The organism is Nostoc sp. KVJ3 (assembly GCF_026127265.1).
Lineage (GTDB): Bacteria > Cyanobacteriota > Cyanobacteriia > Cyanobacteriales > Nostocaceae > Nostoc.
In genome coordinates this window covers 2,130,657-2,153,230 of sequence record NZ_WWFG01000001.1, presented here as the reverse complement: position 1 = coordinate 2,153,230, position 22,574 = coordinate 2,130,657, and the positions used below count along the sequence as shown (strand labels likewise).

General features: G+C 44.7%; 37 protein-coding genes and 1 pseudogene. 34 read left to right on the top strand and 4 right to left on the bottom strand.

Features of this window, described 5'->3' with window-relative positions:
- Window positions 1-69: 69 nt before the first annotated feature.
- Entirely contained in the window at window positions 70-828 is a 759-nt protein-coding gene (locus GTQ43_RS08710; RefSeq protein ID WP_265272234.1) for a DeoR/GlpR family DNA-binding transcription regulator, read from the top strand.
- 157 nt (window positions 829-985) lie between these two features.
- Here GTQ43_RS08710 and GTQ43_RS08705 read toward each other — a convergent pair whose 3' ends face one another.
- Window positions 986-1,525, bottom strand: a complete 540-nt coding sequence (locus GTQ43_RS08705) for a DUF3172 domain-containing protein (protein WP_265272233.1) — start codon at window positions 1,523-1,525, stop codon at window positions 986-988.
- Window positions 1,526-1,759: 234 nt separating this feature from the next.
- On the opposite strand from GTQ43_RS08705, the pseudogene GTQ43_RS08700 reads away from it, so the two are divergent.
- Window positions 1,760-2,287 (top strand): annotated as a pseudogene (locus GTQ43_RS08700) (ABC transporter permease); the annotation flags it as partial.
- 167 nt (window positions 2,288-2,454) lie between these two features.
- On the opposite strand, the gene GTQ43_RS08695 reads toward GTQ43_RS08700, so the two are convergent.
- Window positions 2,455-2,931, bottom strand: a complete 477-nt coding sequence (locus tag GTQ43_RS08695) for an NAD(P)H-quinone oxidoreductase subunit N (protein WP_265272232.1) — start codon at window positions 2,929-2,931, stop codon at window positions 2,455-2,457.
- A 578-nt stretch (window positions 2,932-3,509) separates the two neighbouring features.
- Window positions 3,510-3,665 (bottom strand): hypothetical protein, encoded by a 156-nt coding sequence (locus GTQ43_RS08690; protein WP_265272231.1) that lies wholly within the window; start codon window positions 3,663-3,665, stop codon window positions 3,510-3,512.
- A 280-nt stretch (window positions 3,666-3,945) separates the two neighbouring features.
- On the opposite strand from GTQ43_RS08690, the gene rplC reads away from it, so the two are divergent.
- The 32 genes from rplC (at window position 3,946) to prfA (ending at window position 22,094) form a co-directional block, all read left to right on the top strand.
- Window positions 3,946-4,578 (top strand): 50S ribosomal protein L3, encoded by a 633-nt coding sequence (gene rplC / locus GTQ43_RS08685; RefSeq protein ID WP_265272230.1) that lies wholly within the window; start codon window positions 3,946-3,948, stop codon window positions 4,576-4,578.
- A gap of 103 nt (window positions 4,579-4,681) precedes the next feature.
- Window positions 4,682-5,320 carry a 50S ribosomal protein L4 gene (rplD, locus tag GTQ43_RS08680; RefSeq protein WP_265273710.1) on the top strand — a complete coding sequence of 213 codons (639 nt, stop codon included), beginning with the start codon at window positions 4,682-4,684 and terminating at the stop codon, window positions 5,318-5,320.
- Window positions 5,313-5,627, top strand: coding sequence for a 50S ribosomal protein L23 (locus GTQ43_RS08675; RefSeq protein ID WP_069070779.1), 315 nt, complete (start codon window positions 5,313-5,315; stop codon window positions 5,625-5,627). The genes rplD and GTQ43_RS08675 overlap by 8 nt, the downstream gene beginning before the upstream one ends.
- 141 nt (window positions 5,628-5,768) lie before the next feature.
- Window positions 5,769-6,632 carry a 50S ribosomal protein L2 gene (gene rplB / locus GTQ43_RS08670; RefSeq protein ID WP_194141721.1) on the top strand — a complete coding sequence of 288 codons (864 nt, stop codon included), beginning with the start codon at window positions 5,769-5,771 and terminating at the stop codon, window positions 6,630-6,632.
- Window positions 6,633-6,756: 124 nt separating this feature from the next.
- Complete coding sequence (gene rpsS / locus GTQ43_RS08665; RefSeq protein ID WP_196518345.1) at window positions 6,757-7,035, top strand: 30S ribosomal protein S19; 279 nt, start codon at window positions 6,757-6,759, stop codon at window positions 7,033-7,035.
- 80 nt (window positions 7,036-7,115) lie between these two features.
- On the top strand, window positions 7,116-7,472 hold the full coding sequence (rplV, locus tag GTQ43_RS08660; protein ID WP_265272229.1) for a 50S ribosomal protein L22: 357 nt from the start codon (window positions 7,116-7,118) through the stop codon (window positions 7,470-7,472).
- Between the two features lie 54 nt (window positions 7,473-7,526).
- Window positions 7,527-8,309 (top strand): 30S ribosomal protein S3, encoded by a 783-nt coding sequence (rpsC, locus tag GTQ43_RS08655; protein ID WP_265272228.1) that lies wholly within the window; start codon window positions 7,527-7,529, stop codon window positions 8,307-8,309.
- A 135-nt stretch (window positions 8,310-8,444) separates the two neighbouring features.
- The gene (gene rplP, locus GTQ43_RS08650) at window positions 8,445-8,870 is read left to right on the top strand and encodes a 50S ribosomal protein L16 (protein ID WP_094328458.1); all 426 of its coding nucleotides are present in this window, start codon (window positions 8,445-8,447) and stop codon (window positions 8,868-8,870) included.
- A 3-nt stretch (window positions 8,871-8,873) separates the two neighbouring features.
- Window positions 8,874-9,101 carry a 50S ribosomal protein L29 gene (gene rpmC / locus GTQ43_RS08645; RefSeq protein WP_265272227.1) on the top strand — a complete coding sequence of 76 codons (228 nt, stop codon included), beginning with the start codon at window positions 8,874-8,876 and terminating at the stop codon, window positions 9,099-9,101.
- Between the two features lie 6 nt (window positions 9,102-9,107).
- Entirely contained in the window at window positions 9,108-9,356 is a 249-nt protein-coding gene (gene rpsQ / locus GTQ43_RS08640) for a 30S ribosomal protein S17 (RefSeq protein WP_094328457.1), read from the top strand.
- Window positions 9,357-9,402: 46 nt separating this feature from the next.
- On the top strand, window positions 9,403-9,771 hold the full coding sequence (rplN, locus tag GTQ43_RS08635; protein WP_012410715.1) for a 50S ribosomal protein L14: 369 nt from the start codon (window positions 9,403-9,405) through the stop codon (window positions 9,769-9,771).
- Complete coding sequence (rplX, locus tag GTQ43_RS08630; protein WP_012410714.1) at window positions 9,771-10,124, top strand: 50S ribosomal protein L24; 354 nt, start codon at window positions 9,771-9,773, stop codon at window positions 10,122-10,124. The genes rplN and rplX overlap by 1 nt, the downstream gene beginning before the upstream one ends.
- A 116-nt stretch (window positions 10,125-10,240) precedes the next feature.
- The gene (gene rplE / locus GTQ43_RS08625; protein WP_094342456.1) at window positions 10,241-10,789 is read left to right on the top strand and encodes a 50S ribosomal protein L5; all 549 of its coding nucleotides are present in this window, start codon (window positions 10,241-10,243) and stop codon (window positions 10,787-10,789) included.
- 20 nt (window positions 10,790-10,809) lie between these two features.
- Window positions 10,810-11,211 (top strand): 30S ribosomal protein S8, encoded by a 402-nt coding sequence (gene rpsH / locus GTQ43_RS08620; RefSeq protein ID WP_012410712.1) that lies wholly within the window; start codon window positions 10,810-10,812, stop codon window positions 11,209-11,211.
- Between the two features lie 120 nt (window positions 11,212-11,331).
- Window positions 11,332-11,880, top strand: coding sequence for a 50S ribosomal protein L6 (gene rplF, locus GTQ43_RS08615; RefSeq protein ID WP_104906407.1), 549 nt, complete (start codon window positions 11,332-11,334; stop codon window positions 11,878-11,880).
- Between the two features lie 2 nt (window positions 11,881-11,882).
- Window positions 11,883-12,245 (top strand): 50S ribosomal protein L18, encoded by a 363-nt coding sequence (gene rplR / locus GTQ43_RS08610; RefSeq protein ID WP_094328454.1) that lies wholly within the window; start codon window positions 11,883-11,885, stop codon window positions 12,243-12,245.
- Between the two features lie 93 nt (window positions 12,246-12,338).
- Entirely contained in the window at window positions 12,339-12,866 is a 528-nt protein-coding gene (gene rpsE, locus GTQ43_RS08605) for a 30S ribosomal protein S5 (protein WP_012410709.1), read from the top strand.
- A gap of 102 nt (window positions 12,867-12,968) precedes the next feature.
- Window positions 12,969-13,412, top strand: coding sequence for a 50S ribosomal protein L15 (gene rplO / locus GTQ43_RS08600; RefSeq protein ID WP_265272226.1), 444 nt, complete (start codon window positions 12,969-12,971; stop codon window positions 13,410-13,412).
- Between the two features lie 74 nt (window positions 13,413-13,486).
- The gene (secY, locus tag GTQ43_RS08595) at window positions 13,487-14,800 is read left to right on the top strand and encodes a preprotein translocase subunit SecY (protein ID WP_265272225.1); all 1,314 of its coding nucleotides are present in this window, start codon (window positions 13,487-13,489) and stop codon (window positions 14,798-14,800) included.
- Window positions 14,800-15,351: an adenylate kinase gene (locus GTQ43_RS08590; protein ID WP_265272224.1), complete on the top strand. Its 552-nt coding sequence runs from the start codon at window positions 14,800-14,802 to the stop codon at window positions 15,349-15,351. Before secY ends, GTQ43_RS08590 begins: the two co-directional genes overlap by 1 nt.
- Window positions 15,352-15,547: 196 nt before the next feature.
- The gene (infA, locus tag GTQ43_RS08585; protein WP_006276978.1) at window positions 15,548-15,772 is read left to right on the top strand and encodes a translation initiation factor IF-1; all 225 of its coding nucleotides are present in this window, start codon (window positions 15,548-15,550) and stop codon (window positions 15,770-15,772) included.
- A gap of 117 nt (window positions 15,773-15,889) precedes the next feature.
- Window positions 15,890-16,003, top strand: coding sequence for a 50S ribosomal protein L36 (gene rpmJ / locus GTQ43_RS08580; protein ID WP_015129703.1), 114 nt, complete (start codon window positions 15,890-15,892; stop codon window positions 16,001-16,003).
- Between the two features lie 115 nt (window positions 16,004-16,118).
- Complete coding sequence (rpsM, locus tag GTQ43_RS08575; protein WP_265272223.1) at window positions 16,119-16,499, top strand: 30S ribosomal protein S13; 381 nt, start codon at window positions 16,119-16,121, stop codon at window positions 16,497-16,499.
- A 54-nt stretch (window positions 16,500-16,553) separates the two neighbouring features.
- Window positions 16,554-16,949 carry a 30S ribosomal protein S11 gene (gene rpsK, locus GTQ43_RS08570; protein WP_069070761.1) on the top strand — a complete coding sequence of 132 codons (396 nt, stop codon included), beginning with the start codon at window positions 16,554-16,556 and terminating at the stop codon, window positions 16,947-16,949.
- Window positions 16,950-17,227: 278 nt separating this feature from the next.
- Window positions 17,228-17,362, top strand: a complete 135-nt coding sequence (locus GTQ43_RS08565; RefSeq protein ID WP_265272222.1) for a hypothetical protein — start codon at window positions 17,228-17,230, stop codon at window positions 17,360-17,362.
- A complete protein-coding gene (locus GTQ43_RS08560) occupies window positions 17,343-18,290 on the top strand; it encodes a DNA-directed RNA polymerase subunit alpha (RefSeq protein ID WP_118167590.1) in 948 nt (315 codons plus the stop codon). The genes GTQ43_RS08565 and GTQ43_RS08560 overlap by 20 nt, the downstream gene beginning before the upstream one ends.
- 31 nt (window positions 18,291-18,321) lie before the next feature.
- Window positions 18,322-18,672, top strand: coding sequence for a 50S ribosomal protein L17 (gene rplQ / locus GTQ43_RS08555; protein WP_094349105.1), 351 nt, complete (start codon window positions 18,322-18,324; stop codon window positions 18,670-18,672).
- A 60-nt stretch (window positions 18,673-18,732) separates the two neighbouring features.
- A complete protein-coding gene (gene truA / locus GTQ43_RS08550) occupies window positions 18,733-19,581 on the top strand; it encodes a tRNA pseudouridine(38-40) synthase TruA (RefSeq protein WP_265272221.1) in 849 nt (282 codons plus the stop codon).
- Between the two features lie 58 nt (window positions 19,582-19,639).
- Complete coding sequence (gene rplM / locus GTQ43_RS08545) at window positions 19,640-20,101, top strand: 50S ribosomal protein L13 (RefSeq protein WP_265272220.1); 462 nt, start codon at window positions 19,640-19,642, stop codon at window positions 20,099-20,101.
- Entirely contained in the window at window positions 20,101-20,517 is a 417-nt protein-coding gene (rpsI, locus tag GTQ43_RS08540) for a 30S ribosomal protein S9 (RefSeq protein WP_012410698.1), read from the top strand. The genes rplM and rpsI overlap by 1 nt, the downstream gene beginning before the upstream one ends.
- A 133-nt stretch (window positions 20,518-20,650) precedes the next feature.
- Complete coding sequence (gene rpmE / locus GTQ43_RS08535; RefSeq protein ID WP_012410697.1) at window positions 20,651-20,893, top strand: 50S ribosomal protein L31; 243 nt, start codon at window positions 20,651-20,653, stop codon at window positions 20,891-20,893.
- A 103-nt stretch (window positions 20,894-20,996) separates the two neighbouring features.
- Window positions 20,997-22,094: a peptide chain release factor 1 gene (gene prfA, locus GTQ43_RS08530; RefSeq protein ID WP_265272219.1), complete on the top strand. Its 1,098-nt coding sequence runs from the start codon at window positions 20,997-20,999 to the stop codon at window positions 22,092-22,094.
- A 15-nt stretch (window positions 22,095-22,109) separates the two neighbouring features.
- On the opposite strand, the gene GTQ43_RS08525 is transcribed toward prfA, so the two are convergent.
- Window positions 22,110-22,550, bottom strand: coding sequence for a hypothetical protein (locus GTQ43_RS08525; protein ID WP_265272218.1), 441 nt, complete (start codon window positions 22,548-22,550; stop codon window positions 22,110-22,112).
- Between the last annotated feature and the right edge of the window lie 24 nt (window positions 22,551-22,574).

Here is a 22,574-nt window from a genome sequence, read left to right as displayed (position 1 = left end):
ATACCAATAAGTATAAACTCACAAACGTGCAATTTCAAGTTCAAAAACGCAATTTCAGGAAAATTAATTATGCTAACTGCTGAACGACGACAATTCATCTTAGAAATTCTGCGTCGTGATAAAAAGGTACTTTCGACAGAACTTAGTGCTGTTCTGAAGGTTTCTGAGGATACGATTCGGCGGGACTTGCGAGAACTAGCAGAAACTGGACTATTGCAACGTGTTCATGGGGGAGCGCTGCTTAAATCTCCAGCCACCGCAAGTTATGCCGATCGCCAAAAGCAAGCACCCAAAGAAAAGGAAGCGATCGCTCGGACAGCAGCAAAATTAGTTTGTAAAGGACAGGTGGTAATTTTAGATGGAGGTACGACAACTCTTCAGGTGACACGGCATTTGCCCCTAGATTTGCAAGCGACAGTGATCACAAATAGTCCGCCCATCGCCCTTGCTTTAGCAGAACATCCTCATATAGAGGTTGTGATGTTAGGTGGACAACTTTACAAAAAAGCCTTGGTGAATGTGGGTACTGTCACCATTGAAACATTACGGATGATTCGTGCAGATTTGTGCATGTTGGGGGTTTGCAGTTTGCATCCAGAGATTGGGATTAGTGTACCTAATCTAGACGAAGCCCACGTTAAACGAGCCATGATTGCTGGATCGGCTGAGGTAGTAGGATTAGTGACAGCAGAAAAATTGGACACGGCTGCTCCTTATCTAGTGGAGTCCATTCATGCCCTGACTTACCTTGTAACAGCACCTACAGTCTCTAATAGTATGCTGAGTGCCTACAAAGCTTTAGGTTTAACCATTATCCGCGATGAGTAACCACGATCTGATGCGAGCAGATGCGATCGCTAGGGACTGGGGATTAGGGATTGAGGAGACAAGGAGGACAAGGGGGAATTATTGAATCAATCTCTCTCCCTTGTCTTCCCCCTCTTCCTTGTCTCCCTTGTCTCTTCTCCATGCCTCATGCCCAAATCTAAAATCTATCAGTTTCTTGAGGTGTTCCAACTGCTCCCGGTTGAGCTGTAAAGAAGTTTTGAGCAGCTTCATTTTGATATATACACCTAATATCAGGTTTGTCACTGTCTAAGTTACCTGTAAAACCAAAGGTGTTCAGGCGATTTTTGCACTCATTTACCTGATCTGATGTCACCAACTTGCGTTGCTCTAAAAGCGCCCAGTTATTTTGTCGGATCACGCATCCAGGACGCATACTCGGTTGCGCAACATAAACATTAAAGGGGTTGAGAGTAACAAATAGTCTAGCGTCCATTACCATCGCGCTAGCTCCATACTGCACACAAATTTCAGGGTTTGGTGCTTTAGTGTCAATGAATTCACGAGAAGCCACATTTGAGGGGGCTAACGTGGTTGTAGAACTAAAAGCAATGCCAATCCCAATCCCCAAAATCAACACCCCTCCCATAATTGCAATAGTGAAGAGGTTAAACATAGGGGATTGGAAAATAGAGGGTTTAGAAGTAGTAGCCGATCTACCAGTGGTTTTACGTCTCATTGTTGCTTAATCACCTTCACGCCGATTTGCTAGGGAGTGGTCTAAAGTTTTCTCGCTCTTTCAGTATGCCTAGTCTTGGCTGTAATTGCCTGTAACTTTCTATGCGATATTTTTTTATTGAGAAAAATAGCAACTTATCTAAATATAATATGTGTCAATAATCAAAGTTTGGCAGTAAGGGCTTTAACCCTAATTTCAGGGCTAAAGCCCTTACTAGAATTTAATACCAATTTTACATTTTCGATTTGTGGAGACAGACTATTTAGCAAAACCTTCGAGGAATTATTGTTAACTCCTATACATCCTTTAGCCTTACATATCGGAAAAATGCTGGCGGGAATAGTGCGGGGGTTGATGACATCTAGTTCCGTGATTTTGGTAGCGCTGCTGTTGACTGGAAACTGGAATTTTCTCAACCCACTATTTCTACTGTTGGTGGTGCTAAATTGTTCGGTATTTGCAGGGTTAGGCGTAATTGTGGGCTTGAGTGTGCGATCGCTCGAATCAGTCGGACTCTACAATAATTTTATAATAATCCCCATGTCATTTTTAGGGGCAACCTTCTTTGATCCTGGGACATTACCAGTTGCCCTGAAAGTTGTAGTTTACATATTACCGTTGACCTACGCCAGCATCGGACTGCGTGCAGCAGCCCATTTACCCTTATCCCAGTTTCCTTGGTATAGCATACCGATTTTGCTAGTGATTGCGATCGCTCTTTCTCTATGGGGTGGTTATAAATTCGCTCACCAACAACATTAAAACCTTAATTACAACCTCTGCTTTATCTAGATACAGCAGGTGTTAACGAAGCTTCACGGCGACTATTTTTATCTTGTGGTTTTCGACTCAGCATTATTGAAATGCTGATGGAATTGAGTCATTAGTCATTAGTTTTAAGCAAATGACTAATGACCAATAACAAAGGACTAACTAGCTAACAAAGTTTTTTCTAGAGAAGTCCAACGGAAAGAGCGATCGCCTCCTCTCTCGATTACTACTCTGACTCGTGGTTCTAACTGAGGCAAATTCGTTAAATACTCAAGTTCCTCATTGGAAAGAATATGCCCTTCAATAATCCACAAAACCAGCCCCTTTGACTTTGGTGGTAGCTGTTCTAGATGAGAATTGAGAATAGGTGGTAAATAGTACACCTGACCTACCGCCGCACCACTACCAGTACTTTTTTTCCCAAGATGAGGAGGTCTAACTCCATGAATTCTTGTGAGATACGCAGCTACGTCGCCCAGTCCCTTAGCAGTAATGTGGAGGGTAGTATAGCCAGCTGCGCGTAGTCGGCGCTGATATCGACCTTCATAACCCCCTTCCAGAGGTGTATACACTCCAAGAGCGCCAAATTTTTCCAGATCGCGGATTAAACCGTTGCCAGTGGTAATTAGTGCCATAGATTTTCGTCGTTATCCCACTTAGATATCTCTATTATTTACCTTGAACCGATAGATTCAAAGCATTTTTTTCGGCATTGGGCATTTAGAAGAGGCAGAGGGGAAAAGGAGGTAATTTTTTATTCTCCCCCTTGCCCCCTGCCCCCTGCTCCCCTGCCCCTGCTCCCCTGCCTCTTCCCCACTCCCCCTGCTCCCCTGCCTCTTCCCCACTCCCCAAAAATAACTCTATAAATTACTAGACAAACATAAATAAATAATTTATATTATTAGATTGTGACCAAACACGCAAATTAGGTAGACATTTTACTGTCATTCTGAGGTAGTGTTAGCATTAAAAGCTGATGATTTAATCCAAATTGGATAATCTAACTCAGATTGCTCGTAGACTGGTAAACTAAGAAAGCTTTCAGGTAAACATTGGAACTTATGGATGAACAATCAAAGCCAATCCTAAGCTCCAGAGTCAATTTACTCCTGTGCCTCTGAAAAAGCGGCTAAATCTTAAACAATAGTTTAAGGTATTTAAGGAAGTAAAACTGAGCAGCAATGTTGGTTTCATGGCATTACGTCAGTCTCAGTTAACGGATACTGGGCGGTAAAAACCGCTTAAGTCCAACTGCAACACGGCAGTAGCCAACTCCGGGAAAACGTCTAGAAGGGCGTATACCAATCGGAAAACCCGCCGACAGCGCTGCCTCCAGAACGTGCCAAAGCAATTGCTTGGACGAAAGCATTGCTGCACACAGCTTAAAACTGTAGCGCCTTGCATTGATTCCAGAAGTTACTCCTTCCAAAGAGAAGAGAATTGTAGCTGTTCTGGTGATCTATTGAGTGAAGCTAAACAGATTCACCAAGCAGTACGGACACGGTTTGTTGTGTCCCAAAAGCATTTGGATTGGTTTACTAAAACCATTCCAAATTTCGTAGGCTAACCCAGCCTAAACTGATGCGTACAAAGCGTGTCCTCTAGAGTCCAATTCCAAGGTCAGCAAGTAGAAAGGAGAACCAGTTACTGTGTCTGTAGGTATTCTCGGCACCAAGCTGGGCATGACCCAAATATTTGACGAAGCAGGAGTAGCCATTCCTGTGACTGTCATTCAAGCAGGGCCATGCACCGTAACACAAGTTAAAACGAAACAAACCGACGGTTACTTTGCCATTCAAGTTGGTTTTGGCGAAGTTAAACCAAAGGCACTCAACAGACCACTACTGGGTCATTTGGCTAAATCATCTGCCCCAGCATTGCGTCACCTAAATGAATATCACACTGATAATTCTAGTGATTATGCTTTAGGTCAACAGATTAAAGCAGATATTTTTAGTGCGGGTCAAATTGTCGATGTAGTCGGCACAAGCATCGGTCGCGGTTTTGCGGGAAACCAGAAGCGCAACAACTTTGCTCGTGGGCCTATGTCACACGGTTCCAAAAACCACAGAGCGCCAGGTTCTATTGGTGCTGGTACAACGCCCGGTCGTGTCTATCCAGGTAAGCGGATGGCAGGACGTTTAGGTGGTAAACGCATCACAATCCGTAAGCTGACCATAGTGCGAGTTGATGCAGAACGCAATTTATTACTAATTAAGGGAGCCATTCCTGGTAAACCAGGCGCTCTAGTAAGTGTTGTACCTGCAAAAGTAGTGGGATAGTCAAAAGTCATTAGTCAAAAGTCATTAGTCAGTAGTCATTGGCTAAGGACAAATGGCAAAAGACAAATGACAGATGACAGATGACAAAGGACAAATAAGAAAGATGGTTGAAAGCGTAGTTAAAAATTGGCAAGGAGAACAGGTCGGCGAGACGACCTTCGAGTTGCGCGTTGCCAAGGAAGAAACAGCGTCTCACATTGTACACCGCGCCTTGGTACGGCAATTGACTAATGCTCGTCAAGGAAATGCCAGTACAAAAACTCGTGCGGAAGTTAGAGGCGGCGGTCGCAAACCTTGGCGACAAAAAGGTACTGGTCGCGCTCGTGCTGGGTCTATTCGTTCACCTCTGTGGCGTGGTGGTGGTGTGATCTTTGGGCCAAAACCCAGAGACTTTAACCTCAAGTTGAACCGCAAAGAGCGACGTTTAGCACTGCGGACAGCATTTGTGAGTCGTATTGATGACTTGATCGTAGTAGAAGAATTTAGCACCGAACTATCTCGCCCGAAGACTAAAGACTTAGTAGCAGCACTTGCCCGTTGGGGAGTAGCACCAGAAAGCAAGGCACTCTTAATTTTGTCTGAAATTGCGGATACAGATAATGTTTATTTGTCAGCCCGCAACATTGAAAATTTAAAACTAATTGCAGCCGACCAGCTAAATGTTTTTGATTTACTGCACGCTGACAAAATTGTAGTTACGGCATCAGCCCTAGAAAAAATTCAGGAGGTCTACAGTGCCTAGCTTTGACCCCCGCGATCTTGCCGACTTAGTACGTCGCCCAATAGTCACCGAAAAAGCGACTATCTTGATGGAACAAAATAAGTACACCTTTGAAGTAATTCCAAAGGCATCTAAGCCAGAAATCAAGGCTGCGATCGAAGACTTATTTCAGGTCAAGGTTGTAAAAGTCAACACCACCTTACCACCACGTAAAAAGCGGCGCGTTGGTAAATTTATCGGTTATAAGCCCCAATATAAGCGAGCTATTGTTACAGTCGCACCTGGGGATGAAGACAAGATTAGACAAGTTCTATTCCCAGAAGTCTAGGAATTTTAGATTTTAGATTTTAGATTGAGGAGTTGACTGAATAAATACCAAAGATGGTTGCAATTAGTTAAACACTCATTAAATCCAAAATTCAAAATCCGAAATTTAAGTAAATCCAAAATCCAAAATCCAAAATAGATTATGGGTACTCGTTCTTACCGCCCTTATACCCCCAGCACTCGCCAAGTTACAGTTTCTGACTTTGCGGAAATCACAAAAACCGAGCCAGAGAAATCCCTAACTACCTCGAAGCATCGCGCCAAAGGTCGGAATAATACCGGGCGGATTACCAGTCGTCGTCGGGGTGGCGGACACAAACAACTTTACCGGATCATCGATTTTAAAAGGGATAAACATAATATTCCTGCCAAAGTCGCAGCAATTGAATACGATCCTAACCGCAATGCCCGAATTGCCCTTTTGTATTACCAAGATGGCGAAAAACGGTATATCCTTCATCCCAACGGGTTGAAAGTTGGAACAATAATTGTTTCTGGCCCTGAATCTCCCTTTGAAGATGGTAATGCTTTGCCTCTATCAAGGATTCCCTTGGGTACTAGTGTTCACAACGTAGAAATGACTCCTGGCAAAGGTGGTCAAATCGTGCGTGCTGCTGGTGCTAGCGCTCAAGTTGTGGCAAAAGAAGGTGATTATGTAACTCTCAAGTTGCCTTCAGGAGAAGTCCGCTTAATTCGGCGCGATTGCTACGCCACCATTGGACAAGTAGGCAACACCGATGCGAGAAACCTGAGTGCAGGTAAAGCAGGAAGAAATCGCTGGAAAGGTCGTCGTCCGAAGGTTAGGGGTAGCGTCATGAACCCAGTGGATCACCCACATGGTGGTGGTGAAGGTAGAGCACCTATCGGTAGATCGGGGCCTGTTACGCCTTGGGGTAAACCCACATTGGGCGCGAAGACACGCAATCGCAAGAAACTTAGCAGTAAGTTCATTGTGCGTCGTCGCCGTAAGTCTTCTAAACGCGGTCGTGGTGGTCGTGAGTCTTAATCAGTAATGAGTACCGAGTAACGAGTGCTGAGTGAAATTCTCAAACTCAACACTTAAAACTCAAGACTCAAAACTTGAGACTCAAAACTTAAAACTCAAAACTCAGAACTCAGCACTTAAAAATATGGGTCGTTCTCTAAAAAAAGGTCCCTTCGTTGCGGATCATCTTCTCAAGAAAATTGAAAAGCTCAACGACAGCAACAGAAAAGAAGTTATTAAAACTTGGTCACGAGCTTCGACAATTTTGCCCCTAATGGTAGGTCATACCATAGCTGTTCACAACGGACGGCAACACGTTCCAGTATTTGTGAATGAACAGATGGTGGGACACAAGTTGGGTGAATTTTCCCCGACACGCACCTACAGGGGTCATGGAAAAAGCGACAAAAAAGCGGGTAGGTAGTCATTAGTTATTAGTCATTAGTCATTAGCTAAAGACAAGTGACAAATGACAAATGACAAATGACAAAATTGGAGAAAATTATGGCTACTAATACTACTGAAGTAAAAGCGATCGCTCGTTTTATCCGCATCTCGGCTTACAAAGTGCGTCGGGTACTCGATCAAATCCGGGGGCGATCGTACCGAGAAGCGTTAATCATCTTAGAATTCATGCCCTATCGCGCCACTGATCCCATATTGAAAGTTCTCAGAAGCGCTGCCGCTAATGCTGAACACAATGCTGGGTTAGATCGGACTCAACTAGTGATTACTCAAGCTTACGCCGATCAAGGACCACCTCTGAAGCGGTTCCAACCAAGAGCGCAAGGTCGAGCTTACCAAATTCGCAAACCAACGTGTCATATTACTGTGGCTGTTGCAGCCGCTCCAGAAAAATAAGCTTTTTTTACACGAATAAATTGCGTAAAGTAAGAAATTTTAGAGGAAGCATTCGTGGGACAGAAGATTCATCCAGTTGGTTTTCGCCTGGGTATTACACATGAGCATCAATCCCGTTGGTTTGCTGTTCCTGATCGTTACCCAGAACTTTTACAAGAAGACTACAAACTCCGTCAATACATAGAACAAAAGCTCGGTAGACAGGCTCAAAACAACGCCGGTATTTCCGAAGTGCGGATTGAGCGCAAAGCCGACCAAATCGACTTAGAAGTGCGTACAGCTAGACCCGGTGTAGTAGTAGGTCGTGGTGGGCAAGGTATTGAATCCTTGCGTACCGGACTCCAAGGACTGTTGGGTAGTAATCGCCAAATTCGCATTAACGTAGTCGAAATACAACGAGTTGATGCTGATGCCTATCTAATTGCCGAATACATTGCTCAACAATTAGAACGCCGAGTTTCCTTTCGCCGGGTAGTGCGGCAATCAATTCAGCGTGCCCAACGCGCTGGTGTTCAAGGGATTAAAATCCAAGTCAGCGGTCGGCTCAACGGTGCAGAAATTGCCCGGACAGAGTGGACTCGTGAAGGTAGAGTACCTTTACATACATTACGCGCTGACATTGACTACTCTTATTGCACAGCAAAAACTGTTTACGGAATTTTGGGTATCAAAGTATGGGTCTTTAAGGGAGAAATTATTCCTGGACAGGAACCAGATCCGCTACCACCCGCAAGCCGCGATCGCGAACGAGATCCCCGCGATCGCGATCGTGAACCCCGTCGCCGTCAACAACAACGTCGTCGCCAGCAATTTGAAGACCGCTCAAATGAAGGATAAATCGTCATTAGTCATTAGTCATTAGTCATTAGTAAATGGCAGATGACAAATGACAAAGCGCAAAGTCGGAGCGCCGGTTTCCGGCGATCAAAACTTTGTAAGAGGGGACAAATGACAAATGACAAGTAACAAACCATGTTAAGCCCTAGAAGAACTAAATTCCGCAAACAACAGCGCGGACGGATGGAGGGACTAGCCACCCGTGGTAGCACCCTCAACTTCGGTGATTTTGCACTCCAAGCACAAGAACCTGCTTGGATTACCTCCCGGCAAATCGAGGCTTCTCGTCGGGCAATGACTCGTTATATTCGTCGGGGTGGACAAATCTGGATTCGGATTTTCCCTGATAAACCTGTAACCATGCGTCCTGCTGAAACCCGGATGGGTTCCGGTAAAGGTAATCCAGAGTTTTGGGTAGCGGTAGTCAAGCCAGGACGGATTTTGTTTGAAATCGGCGGAGTGACTGAAGAAATCGCCCGGGAAGCTATGCGTTTAGCTTCATTTAAACTGCCTATAAAAACCAAGTTTATTGTGCGCCCTCAACCACAGGAGCAGGAGTAGCTTATGCCTCTTCCCAAGATTTCAGAAGCTAGAGAATTAAGTGACGAAAAGCTCTCTGATGAAATTGTCGCCATCAAAAGACAACTATTTCAGTTGCGCTTGCAAAAAGCGACAAGACAATTAGAAAAGCCCCACCAGTTTAAACAGGCTCGACACCGCCTAGCCCAGTTGCTGACATTAGAGACAGAACGCAAACGGGCAGCAAGTCAATCGGCTAAAGAAAAAAAGTAGGAGATTATGGCAGTTAAAGAACGAGTTGGCTTGGTAGTGAGCGATAAAATGCAAAAAACTGTGGTAGTTGCCATAGAAAACCGCGCTCCTCACCCCAAGTACGGCAAAATTGTGGTTAACACCCAACGATATAAAGTTCACGACGAAGAAAATAAGTGTAAAGTAGGCGATCGCGTTCGCATTCAGGAAACTAGACCCCTGAGCAAAACCAAGCGCTGGAAAATCACAGAAGTCCTGAACGTCAAGCCCGCTTAAACCTCATCGTTGTTAGAAACTAACAACACCACAAGGGAGAATAATTGTGATTCAACCCCAGACTTATTTAAATGTTGCTGATAATAGCGGCGCTCGTAAACTAATGTGCATCCGCGTCTTAGGTGGAGGCAACCGCCGTTATGGTTTTATCGGTGATAAAATTATCGCCGTTGTCAAAGATGCTACGCCCAACATGGCTGTAAAAAAGTCTGATGTTGTGGAAGCAGTAATTGTCCGCACTCGGAAAGCTGTCTCTCGTGACAGTGGCATGAGTATTCGCTTTGATGATAACGCTGCTGTGATTATCAACAAAGACGGTAATCCCAGAGGCACACGGGTTTTTGGCCCAGTTGCACGGGAACTGCGCGATAAAAACTTTACCAAAATTGTTTCTCTGGCTCCGGAGGTGCTTTAATGGCAACCAAACAAGGTACGCCCAAAGTATTCCACAAAATGCACGTCAAAACTGGCGACACTGTACAAGTGATTGCTGGGAAAGACAAAGGAAAAATTGGTGAAATTGTCCAGGCACTTCCCCAACTGAGTAAAGTCATCGTCAAAGGTGTCAACATCAAGACCAAGCACGTCAAACCCCAGCAAGAAGGGGAATCAGGGCGGATTGTCACCCAGGAATTCCCAATTCATAGCTCTAACGTGATGCTTTATTCCACTAAGCAGAACGTTGCTAGTCGTGTTTGTTATACCTTTACCTCAGAAGGCAAGAAAGTCAGAAAACTCAAGAAAACTGGTGAGATTCTGGATAAATAGTTAGCAGTTAGGAATTAAGAGTTAGGAATTAAATTTAACTCATAACTCACAACTCATAACTCATAACTCATAACTTTGTTCCCTGACCAAGCCCAGGGATATCAGGACAAAAAACTATGGCAGCAACAAGACTCAAAAGCTTATATCAAGAGACAATCGTCCCCAAACTGATCAATCAGTTTCAATATACCAACGTTCATCAAGTACCGAAGTTGGTAAAGGTTACTATTAACCGAGGTTTGGGTGAAGCTGCTCAAAATGCGAAGTCACTGGAAGCATCCATCAACGAAATTGCGCTTGTTACTGGTCAAAAACCAGTGGTAACGCGGGCGAAAAAAGCGATCGCTGGCTTTAAGATTCGTCAAGGGATGCCCGTCGGGATCATGGTTACTCTTAGATCCGAGCGGATGTATGCCTTTTTCGACCGGCTGGTTAGCCTATCACTACCTAGAATTCGAGATTTTCGTGGCGTTAGCCCTAAAAGCTTTGACGGACGGGGTAACTATACTCTGGGTGTAAGAGAACAGCTAATTTTTCCAGAAGTCGAATACGACAGCGTTGATCAAGTGCGTGGGATGGATATTTCCATCATCACCACAGCAAAAAACGACGAAGAGGGTCGCGCCTTACTTAAAGAATTAGGAATGCCCTTTCGCGATCAGTAAGTTCATCTATAGAGGGAACGATGGCGGCTAACGACACAATTGCAGATATGCTGACGCGCATCCGCAATGCCAACCTGGCGCGGCATCAAACTACACAAGTGCCAGCTACAAAAATGACCCGCAGCATTGCCAAAGTGCTACGGGAGGAAGGCTTTATTGCTGAAATCGAAGAAGCAGAAGAAGGGGTAAAACACAACCTAGTGATTTCCCTGAAATATAAAGGTAAGAATCGTCAGCCTCTAATCACCGCCTTAAAGCGAGTGAGTAAGCCAGGCTTGCGTGTTTACTCCAACAGAAAAGAATTACCAAGAGTACTAGGCGGTATTGGCATTGCCATTATTTCTACATCCAGTGGGATTATGACTGACCGCGAAGCGCGTCGTCAAAACTTGGGTGGCGAAGTGCTTTGTTACGTTTGGTAGTCATTGGTCATTAGTCATTTGTCATTAGTCATTGGTCATTTGTCTGAGCAAAGGACAAAAGGCAAATAACAAACGGCAAGTAACAAAGGACAAAGGACAAATAACAAAGGACAAAAAGTAATGTCTCGTATTGGTAAACGTCCAATTACTATTCCCGCAAAAGTTCAAGTAGCGATCGATGGTACGAATATTGTAGTGAAAGGCCCGAAAGGAGAACTTTCTCGCACTCTCAGAGATAATGTCTCACTCTCTCAAGAGGGAGAAATATTACACGTAAATCGTCGGGATGAAACTCGGACATCGAAGCAACTGCACGGCTTGAGCCGCACTTTAGTTGCCAACATGGTCGAGGGTGTTTCCCAAGGTTTTCAGCGCCGTTTGGAAATCCAAGGTGTTGGTTACAGGGCACAACTTCAAGGGCGTAACCTAGTTTTAAACATGGGTTATAGCCATCAGGTGCAAATTGAACCACCAGAAGGAATTCAGTTTGCAGTCGAAGGCACCACTAACGTAATTGTTAGCGGCTACGACAAAGAAATTGTAGGTAATACAGCCGCAAAAATTCGCGCCGTTCGTCCACCAGAACCTTACAAAGGTAAAGGCATTCGCTATGCCGGTGAAGTGGTAAGACGTAAGGCTGGTAAGACTGGTAAGGGTGGTAAGAAGTAGAAATGAAACTTACTCGTAGAGAATCAAAAAACCGTCGTCATCGCCGGGTTCGTGGTAAAGTTGTTGGCTCCCCAGAACGTCCGCGTTTAGCGGTATTCCGTTCTAATGAGCATATTTATGCCCAGGTAATTGATGATAGTCAGCATCAAACCATAGTGGCAGCATCGACTTTAGAACCAGATTTAAAATCTAGTTTAGCGTCAGGTGCAAACCGCGACGCATCGGTACAAGTTGGTAAGTTGATCGCAGTGCGATCACTAGAAAAAGGCATCACTAAAGTAGTCTTCGATCGCGGTGGTAACTTATATCATGGTCGTGTCAAAGCCCTAGCTGATGCAGCCCGCGAAGCCGGTTTAGATTTCTAAAGTCATTGGTCATTAGTCATTAGTCATTGGAGAAATGACAAAAGACAAATGACAAATGACAACTGACAAATGACGTTCACCAGAGCATAAATTATGGCAACAGAGCGTAAAAGTAGAACAAAGCGTGCCAAAAAAGAAGAAACTACTTGGCAAGAGCGGGTTATCCAAATCCGCCGCGTGAGCAAGGTCGTCAAAGGCGGTAAAAAACTTAGCTTCCGAGCGATCGTTGTTGTAGGTAACGAACGCGGTCAAGTTGGTGTCGGAGTAGGCAAAGCTTCAGATGTAATCGGCGCAGTCAAAAAAGGCGTAGCCGACGGCAAAAAACACCTAATTGATATCCCAATCACCAAATCTAACTCCATCCCTCACCCCATTGATGGTGTCGGTGGTGGTGCAAAAGTGATTATGCGTCCAGCCGCACCTGGTACTGGGGTAATTGCGGGTGGTGCTGTGCGAACTGTATTGGAATTGGCAGGAGTTCGTAACGTCTTAGCCAAGCAACTTGGTTCCAACAATCCGCTCAATAATGCTAGAGCCGCAGTCAATGCTTTATCTACATTGCGGACTCTTTCTGAAGTCGCCGAAGATCGCGGTATTCCTATTCAAAATCTCTACATCTAACTAGTCATTTGTCCTTGGTCAGTAGTCCTTTGTTCTGAACAAATGACAAACTACAAATGACAAATGACAAATGAGAAACGAAAAATGACAACTTGGTAACTTATGAGACTCCATGATGTTAAGCCGCAAAAAGGCTCAAAGAAACGCAAGAAGCGTGTAGCCAGAGGTATTTCTGCCGGTCAAGGCGCTAGTGCTGGTCTAGGTATGCGTGGCCAAAAATCTCGTTCTGGTAGCGGTACTCGACCCGGTTTTGAAGGTGGTCAACAGCCATTGTACCGCCGCTTACCTAAGCTGAAGGGCTTTCCCATTGTTAATCAGAAGATTTACACTACGATTAATGTAGAGAAGCTAGCCTCCCTTCCCCCTAATACGGAAGTAACTTTGACCTCATTGAAGGCAGCAGGTATCCTGACTGCTGTCAAAGGGCGATTGAAAATTTTAGGTAACGGGGAATTGAGCATTCCGCTCAAGGTACAAGCGGCAGCTTTCACAGGTACAGCTCGTAGCAAAATTGAGGCAGCTGGTGGTAGTTGTGAAGTCTTATGAGTGAGCCGGAACAGCGCACTTAAATGGAAGCCAACTCGCTGTCAGCGCCTGGTTCACTATAAAGGTAGCACTCTATGATCAGTCGAGACAAAGCCCCAACGGCTCAAGAAACTTTTATGCAGATGGCACAAGCAGCCGGACTTAGAGGTAGGCTGCTTGTAACTGTCGGTGTTCTAATTTTGGTTCGCCTGGGCATCTTCTTGCCCGTACCAGGAATTGATAGACCTAGATTTACCGAAGCCATATCGGGTAGTAATTCTATATTCGGTTTATTGGATATATTTTCTGGGCGAGGACTTTCGACTTTGGGCGTTTTTGCTCTAGGGATTTTACCCTTTATTAATGCGTCCATTATCATCCAATTACTCACTGCTGCGATTCCATCTTTAGAAAATTTACAGAAAAATGAAGGCGAAGCAGGTCGGCGGAAAATATCGCAAATTACCCGCTATGTAACTGTGTGTTGGGCAATTCTTCAAAGTACAGCTTTTTCGGCATTATTCCTCCAGCAATTTGCCTTAAATCCAGGGCCAATCTTTGTAGCTGAAACTGCGATCGCTCTGACTGCTGGTTCTATGTTCGTCATGTGGGCATCAGAACTAATTACAGAGCGTGGAATTGGCAACGGAGCATCATTGTTGATTTTTGTCAATATTGTTGCTTCATTACCAAAAGCTTTAGGCGATACTATCGATTTGGTGCAAGTCGGCGGTCGGGAAACAGTGGGTCGCGTCATAGTACTAATCTTAGTTTTCTTGGCAACCATTGTTGGTATTGTGGTTGTGCAGGAAGGAATGCGCCGCATCCCGATTATTTCGGCTCGTCGCCAAGTAGGTCGCCGAGTTTTGGCAGAGCAACGGAGCTTTTTACCATTGCGGCTAAATCAAGGCGGTGTAATGCCAATTATCTTTGCCGCAGCCATCCTCAGTTTGCCATTGCTAATTGCAAATTTCGCCAAGAATGCTGAATTGGCAAATATAATTAACACTTATTTGAGTCCAAGCGGTTCTGGCTCTTGGGTCTATGCCTTGGTTTACATGATTTCCATCATTTTCTTTAGCTACTTCTATTCATCGTTGATTCTGAATCCGGTAGATGTAGCGCAAAACTTGAAGAAAATGGGTTCTAGTATTCCTGGTATTCGTCCCGGCAAAGCAACTAGCGAGTATATCGAGCGCGTTTCAAACCGACTCACTTTTTTGGGTGCAATCTTTTTGGGACTGGTTGCTATTATCCCAACCGGTGTGGAAAGAGCTTTAGGAGTCCCCACCTTTAAGGGTTTGGGTGCTACCTCATTGTTAATTCTAGTTGGTGTGGCGATTGATACGGCAAGACAAATCCAAACTTATGTGATCTCTCAGCGCTATGAAGGAATGGTGAAACAATAGTGACGCGACTAATCTTCTTGGGCCCACCTGGAGCTGGTAAAGGAACACAAGCTCAAGCATTGGCAGAACACTTGAATATTCCCCATGTTTCTACTGGTGAAATATTAAGACAAGCCATGAAAGAGCAAACTCATTTGGGAATCAAGGCTCAAAACTATGTAAATAGCGGCGAGTTAGTCCCTGACCAGCTAGTTCAGGATTTGGTACAGGAGCGCCTCAACCAACCAGATGCAGAAAAAGGTTGGATTCTTGATGGTTTTCCCCGCAAAGTGACGCAAGCGGCTTTTCTAGAAGAATTGCTGGAAACAATACATCAGACTGGCGAAAGGGTGGTCAATCTCGATGCACCAGATGATGTTGTGATAGAGCGTTTGCTAGCTAGAGGGCGAAAAGATGATACCGAAGAGGTGATTCGTCGGCGGTTACAAGTTTACCGCGATGAAACTGCACCCTTAATTGATTATTATCGCGATCGCCAAAAACTTTTAACAGTCAATGGTAATCAGTCCCAAGAAGATGTCACTGGTGAACTGCAAAAGGTAATCGCTTGAGGATGAGGGAGATGAGGGAGATGAGGGGACAGGGGGAAAATAAGCAATGCCCAATGCTCAATGCCCCCTCCCAAGAAACAGATCAATTTTAGCTAAGATATATTAATAAACTGTTGATATATTTCTTAAAATGTGTTCTCTTGCAGATGAAGCGCTGCAACTGAACACGAAATTGTTGAGTTGAGGAAAAAACAAATTGTCTAAGCAAGATTTGATTGAAATGGAAGGCACTGTTACAGAGTCCTTGCCCAATGCGATGTTTCGCGTTGACTTGGACAATGGATTTAACGTGCTAGCTCACATTTCCGGCAAGATTCGCCGCAATTATATCAAGATTTTGCCCGGCGATCGCGTCAAGGTAGAGTTAACCCCCTATGACTTGACCAAAGGCAGAATTACCTATCGATTACGAAAGAAGTAACTATATGTAGAGAATTTTACCATAAAACCATCTTTTTGACTGTTTTCTAGTCAACTTAGTGGATTGTTTTTCCTAAAAATGCTATAATTTTATATTTGGAGTCAAAGAATAAAAGGCATGAAAGTTAGAGCCTCAGTCAAGAAAATCTGTGAAAAGTGCAACGTGATCAAACGTCGTGGTCGCGTCATGGTGATCTGCGTGAACCCTAAGCACAAACAACGTCAAGGATAACACTCTTACTAACAGAGTGAGTTGCAGGACGCATATCATCATTAAAACGAAAAGACGCGATTAATCACGTTTTTCCAACCAACAGTAATTGCGAAAACAATAGGGAGAGTTCATTGTGGCACGGATTGCCGGAGTAGACCTTCCACGCGATAAACGCGTTGAAATCGGTCTGACTTACATCTACGGAATTGGTTTATCACGCGCTCAAGAAATTATAGCGGCTACCGGTGTGAACCCAGACACCCGCATTAAGGACTTAAGTGATGCCGATGTGACAGCCCTACGAGGGGAAATAGAAACCAACTATCAAGTTGAAGGCGACTTGCGGCGCTTGGAGTCTTTGAACATCAAGCGCTTAGTTGACATTGGTACCTACAGAGGTCGTCGTCATCGTATGGGCTTACCAGTCAGAGGCCAAAGAACTCGCACCAATGCCAGAACCCGTAGAGGCAGAAGGCAGACAGTGGCAGGGAAGAAAAAGGCTCCAGGGAAATAATTTTGCAACGCTTGCTAATCCGAGCAAGTTTTACCTTAAATCAACTAAACAAGTATGGCGAGACAACCAACTAAAAAAACCGGGAGCAAGAAGCAGAAACGGAATGTACCCAGTGGAATGGCCTACATCCAGTCTACTTTCAACAATAGCATTGTCACCATTACCGATCAAAACGGAGATGTCATCTCCTGGGCTAGCGCTGGTTCTAGCGGTTTTAAGGGAGCAAAAAAGGGAACTCCCTTTGCAGCGCAAACCGCAGCTGAAAGTGCAGCCCGTCGAGCTATCGATCAAGGAATGCGCCAAATTGAGGTAATGGTCAGTGGGCCAGGAGCAGGTAGAGAAACCGCTATCCGGGCACTTCAAGGAGCAGGACTAGAAATTACATTGATTCGGGATATTACCCCGATTCCTCACAATGGTTGTCGTCCACCCAAGCGCCGTCGAGTTTAAATACTAAGACTTGGGCAGCGAGGGCGAAAAGTGACAGCCAGCAATGACCACTTGAGCGTCTAACGTGCAAATTGTCATTGAGTCAAAGCTTGGGCGACCAGAAGCGTGTCAGATTTTCCCACTGGGAAAGCTGTTAAGCTTTGGGCTACTCAAAATATTATTAATCAATTTTGGATTTTAGATTTGCGATTTTAGATTGAACCCAACTATAAGGGTGCTGGGCCTCGTGGATTTTAAGTTGATGATTTAAGATTTGTTCCGCCAATCAGAGGCGGAGCATGAACGAAAGAAGCACAATCCAAAATCCAAAGTCCAAAATCGAAAATTGGCAATCAATTCGGGAGGCAATTGATTTGTCTGCTAGCAGCACCTTAGAAGAAGGGAGGCTCATCCGTGGCGCAGTTTCAAATTGAATGTGTAGAGTCGAATACCGAAGAAAGTCGGAACCATTACAGTAAATTTGTTTTGGAACCTCTAGAACGCGGTCAAGGAACAACTGTTGGCAACGCACTGCGGCGGGTTTTACTGTCTAATTTAGAAGGTACAGCAGTTACAGCAGTGCGGATTGCGGGCGTTTCACATGAGTTCGCCACAGTTCCGGGCGTGCGGGAAGATGTACTGGAAATCCTCATGAAAATGAAGGAAGTTATCCTCAAAAACTATTCTTCGCAGCCTCAGATTGGGAGATTACTCGTTACCGGCCCAACAACAATCACTGCGGCGCATTTTGATTTACCCAGTGAAGTAGAAGTCATCGATCCGACCCAGTATGTAGCCACCATCGCTGAGGGTGGCAAGCTGGAAATGGAATTTCGGATCGAGAAAGGCAAAGGCTATCGCACTGTAGAGCGAGGACGTGAGGAAGCCACATCGTTGGATTTTCTCCAAATCGACTCGATATTTATGCCGGTGCGAAAAGTAAACTACAGTGTTGAAGAATCTCGTGGGGAAGGCTTGATTCCAAAAGACCGACTACTGTTGGAAGTTTGGACAAATGGCAGTATTTCTCCTCAAGAAGCACTATCTTCTGCTGCTGCGATCTTGGTAGATTTATTCAACCCGTTGAAAGATATCTCCCTAGAGCCAACAGATACAGGTTCGGATATTCCAGACGATCCAACTGCCCAGATACCCATCGAAGAGTTGCAACTTTCTGTGCGGGCATATAACTGTCTCAAACGGGCACAAGTTAACTCTGTGGCAGATTTGTTGGATTATACCCAAGAAGACCTCTTAGAAATTAAGAACTTTGGTCAGAAGTCAGCAGAAGAAGTTGTGGAAGCTTTGCAACGACGCTTGGGCATCACCCTGCCAATGGAAAGAGGCTCTAAACACCCTTAAGAAAAACCTTCATAATTCATAGTGCATAATTATGCGTCACCGTTGTCGCGTCAAAAAACTCAGTAAACCAGCCGATCAACGCCGTGCTTTACTGCGATCGCTCGCCACCGAGCTGATCCGTCATGGTAAGATCACCACCACTTTAATTAGAGCGAAAGTTCTAAGAAGTGAAGTGGAAAAAATGATTACCCTAGCCAAAAATGGCTCCTTGTCAGCACGTCGGGAAGCCCTTGGCTATATCTTCGACAAACAACTGGTTCACGCTCTATTTGAGCAAGCTCCAACTCGATATGGCGATCGCCAGGGCGGTTATACCCGCATCCTGCGTACCGTACCGCGTCGGGGTGATAATGCAAAAATGGCCATAATTGAATTGGTTTAAGTCATTAGTCATTAGTCATTGGTTATTTACAAATGACAAATGACAAAGGACAAAATCTGTATGTTAGAAAGCCCCCAGCCGACACAAACTCATCGAGTAGCCTTGGTAATCCAATACCTGGGCACTCATTTTCATGGCTGGCAACGGCAAAAAAAACAGCGGACAGTTCAAGAAGAGATCGAAATAGCGATCGCGACTATTCTTGGGTATCATGTAACACTACATGGTGCTGGGCGAACCGATTCGGGAGTTCATGCTGCTGCTCAAGTAGCCCATTTTGAAGCTACAGGTTTAATTCCGCCTCACAAGTGGGCAACAATCCTCAACAGCTATCTGCCGCCAGATATATTAATCAGGGCTTCAGCTAGTGTCGATAACCGTTGGCACGCTCGCTTTAGTGCAGCTTATCGACGGTATCGCTACACAATATATACTGAAGATCGGCTTAACTTGTTTGTAAGACCCTTCAGTTGGCATTATTATTATGCACCCCTGGATGAATCTTTAATCCAAGCTGCCTTGAAACCTCTGTTGGGAAAGCATCACTTAGCTGCTTTTCACCGTGCTGGCTCAAAGCGATCGCATTCCTGGGTAGAGGTGCAAGCAGCAGAGTGTCGTCGCAGTGGGCCATTTATCCATATTGAAATACAGGCAGATGGATTTTTGTATGGCATGGTACGGCTGTTGGTAGGGATGTTGGTACAGGTAGGTTCTGGACAACGGACACTTTCTAGCTTCACCGAACTCTGGAAAGAACAACGCCGGGAAGAAGTGAAACACGCCGCCCCGCCTCAAGGCTTGTGCTTGTTGCGAGTCGGCTATCCAGATTTTCCCTTTTCAAAAGAGATTTGGTACGACACCTTACCAAAGTTCGTCACTAGTCAAGAGTCATTAGTCATTGGTTCTTAGTAATGACAAAAGACAAATGACTAATGACAAATTAAAAATGACAAAGGACAAATAACAAATGACAACAGTTAAAACATACCTTCCTTCTCAAGCGTCGATTGAGCGTGAGTGGTACATAGTAGATGCTACCGATAAACGCCTCGGTCGCCTCGCCAGCGAAATCGCCCAGGTTTTAAGAGGCAAAAAGAAACCCGAATACACACCCCACCTAGATACAGGTGACTTCGTAATCGTCATTAATGCCGAAAAAATCGCAGTCACAGGTAAAAAGCGTACTCAAAAGCTTTACCGTCGCCATTCTGGTCGTCCCGGTGGAATGAAAACGGAAACTTTCGCTAAACTACAACAGCGCATACCAGAGCGGATTTTAGAACAGGCTGTTAAAGGTATGCTACCTAAAAATAGCCTGGGCAAGCAGTTGTTCACTAAGCTAAAAGTCTACGCTGGCCCTACGCATCCCCACGATGCTCAACAACCTAAAGAACTAAAAGTTAGTACAATTCCTGGAGAAGAAAATTAATGGTAGTAGCAGATGCCAATAGCGGTCGCGCCGTATACTGGGGTACTGGCCGCCGGAAGAATGCAGTAGCACGGGTACGCTTGGTTCCAGGTACCGGTCAACTGACTGTCAACGGTAAAGATGGAAACTTGTATTTCCAATTTAACCCCAACTACCTGGGAGTCATTAAAGCGCCCCTGGAAACTCTGGGATTAGAAAATGAATATGATATTTTGGTGAAAGCAGAAGGCGGCGGCTTGACCGGACAGGCTGATTCTGTTCGCTTGGGCGTTGCTCGTGCTTTGTGCCAACTAGACCCAGACAACCGCCCACCTTTGAAAACCGAAGGTTACTTGACTCGCGATCCCAGAGCAAAAGAGCGGAAGAAATATGGTTTACATAAAGCTCGGAAAGCGCCTCAGTACTCTAAGCGTTAGGGCATTGGTGAAGAAGGTGATAGGTTACAGGGGACAGGTGATAGTTTTCTGTAACGTGTAACCTGTTCCCTTCTTCTAGCTTCTATTGAACGCTGAAAGTTATAATTTATATAGATTCATCCCACAAAAGACAATGGCTAAAGCTGATATTCATCCTAAATGGTATCCAGATGCTAAAGTTTACTGCAACGGTCAAGTTGTTATGACCATTGGCTCTACTAAGCCAGAATTGCACGTAGATGTTTGGTCTGGAAATCACCCATTCTACACTGGCACTCAGAAGATTATTGACACTGAGGGTCGAGTTGAGCGTTTCCTCCGCAAGTACGGTATGAGCAGCACTCAAACATCTGGCGACGAACAAACCAAAAAGTAGCGGGTTGGCTCTGCTGTTAACGACGGCCCTGCATCAGCTGGGTCGATTGTCATTTATATGCTCGAGCCAATCTGTTATTTTTTAAGGAGCGATCGCACTCGTCATGGCTGAATCATACTTACTGGACAAACTAAAATCCGTTGAACAAACCTTTAATGAATTAACCCGTCGTCTTGGCGACCCCGATACCGCTAGCAATCCTGATGAGTATCAAGAAATTGCTAAGTCTCGTTCTTCTTTGGAAGAGGTCGTTAATACTTATGAAATTTGGAAAACAGCCCAAGAAGACCTGATTGGAGCGCGTCAGGTTTACAAAGAATCTGCAAGTGACCCAGAGTTGCAAGAAATGGCAGCACTGGAAGTAAAGGAACTTGAAGAAAAAATAGAATATTTAGAGTCTCGCTTGAAAGTCTTACTGCTACCACGCGACCCCAATGATGAAAAGAATATCATGTTGGAAATTCGCGCTGGTACTGGTGGCGATGAAGCAAGTATTTGGGCTGGCGATTTGATGCAGATGTACACCCGCTATGCCCAAACTCAAGGCTGGAAAGTTTCTCTAGTGAGCGAATCTCGTGGAGAAATGGGTGGCTGGAAAGAGGTCATTTTAGAAATTAAAGGTAATGACGTTTACAGCCAGTTAAAGTTTGAAGCTGGAGTGCATCGCGTGCAGCGCGTGCCGGCAACTGAATCTGGGGGACGGGTTCATACTTCCACAGCTACCGTGGCGATTATGCCAGAGGTGGATGATGTGGAAATTCACATTGACCCGAAAGATATTGAAATGACTACAGCCCGTTCTGGCGGTGCTGGTGGGCAAAACGTCAACAAGGTGGAAACAGCCGCCGATTTGATGCACAAACCGACAGGGATTCGGATTTTCTGTACAGAAGAACGCAGCCAGTTGCAAAACAAAGAACGGGCGATGCAAATTCTGCGGGCGAAGTTGTATGAGATGAAGTTACGCGAACAACAAGAAGCTGTAACTTCTATGCGGCGATCGCAAGTTGGTACTGGATCGCGATCGGAAAAAATCCGCACCTATAATTATAAAGATAACCGGGCTACCGATCATCGGTTAGGTCAGAATTATTCCCTTAACCCTGTTTTGGATGGTGATTTAGAGACGCTGATCCAATCTTGTATATCTCTAGACCAGCAAGAACGTCTCGCGGAGTTAGCGACTTCTGCCGCTAACTAATTTTTGCTGTTAATATTACTGTAAAACCACTTGTTGTACTGTTGCTTTTAACATACACAGGTGGTTTTCTAATATCGTATGGAGTGCATTTTCCATTACGTTAGGATAATGGTAATAGGCAAATTCGTACTTCATTACGTAATTTAGCTTTGCCCATTCCTTCAGGGTTTGACAGGTATAAATTAGCTTTTCCGCTTCTTCTTGCCAACGTGCAAAAATCCGGTAGCTAAAAAAGCTGCTGCACATATTGCCTTTTGCATCCCAGTAGGAAATACACACTTGATGTTTTAAAAGGTGGATTTTTTTGATTTGCTTAACATCGTAGCCTTTAACTTTTAAAGCGTCTTTGGTTTCTGCTTCAGAAATATTCCACTTTTCTGGTTTAATTTTATTAGTGGCTATAAGGTTTTTACCTTTGCGGCGATATTGGTTAATTTTGCGTGGCTTGCGAAACATGATGCACCTTCGATATTATTTCTT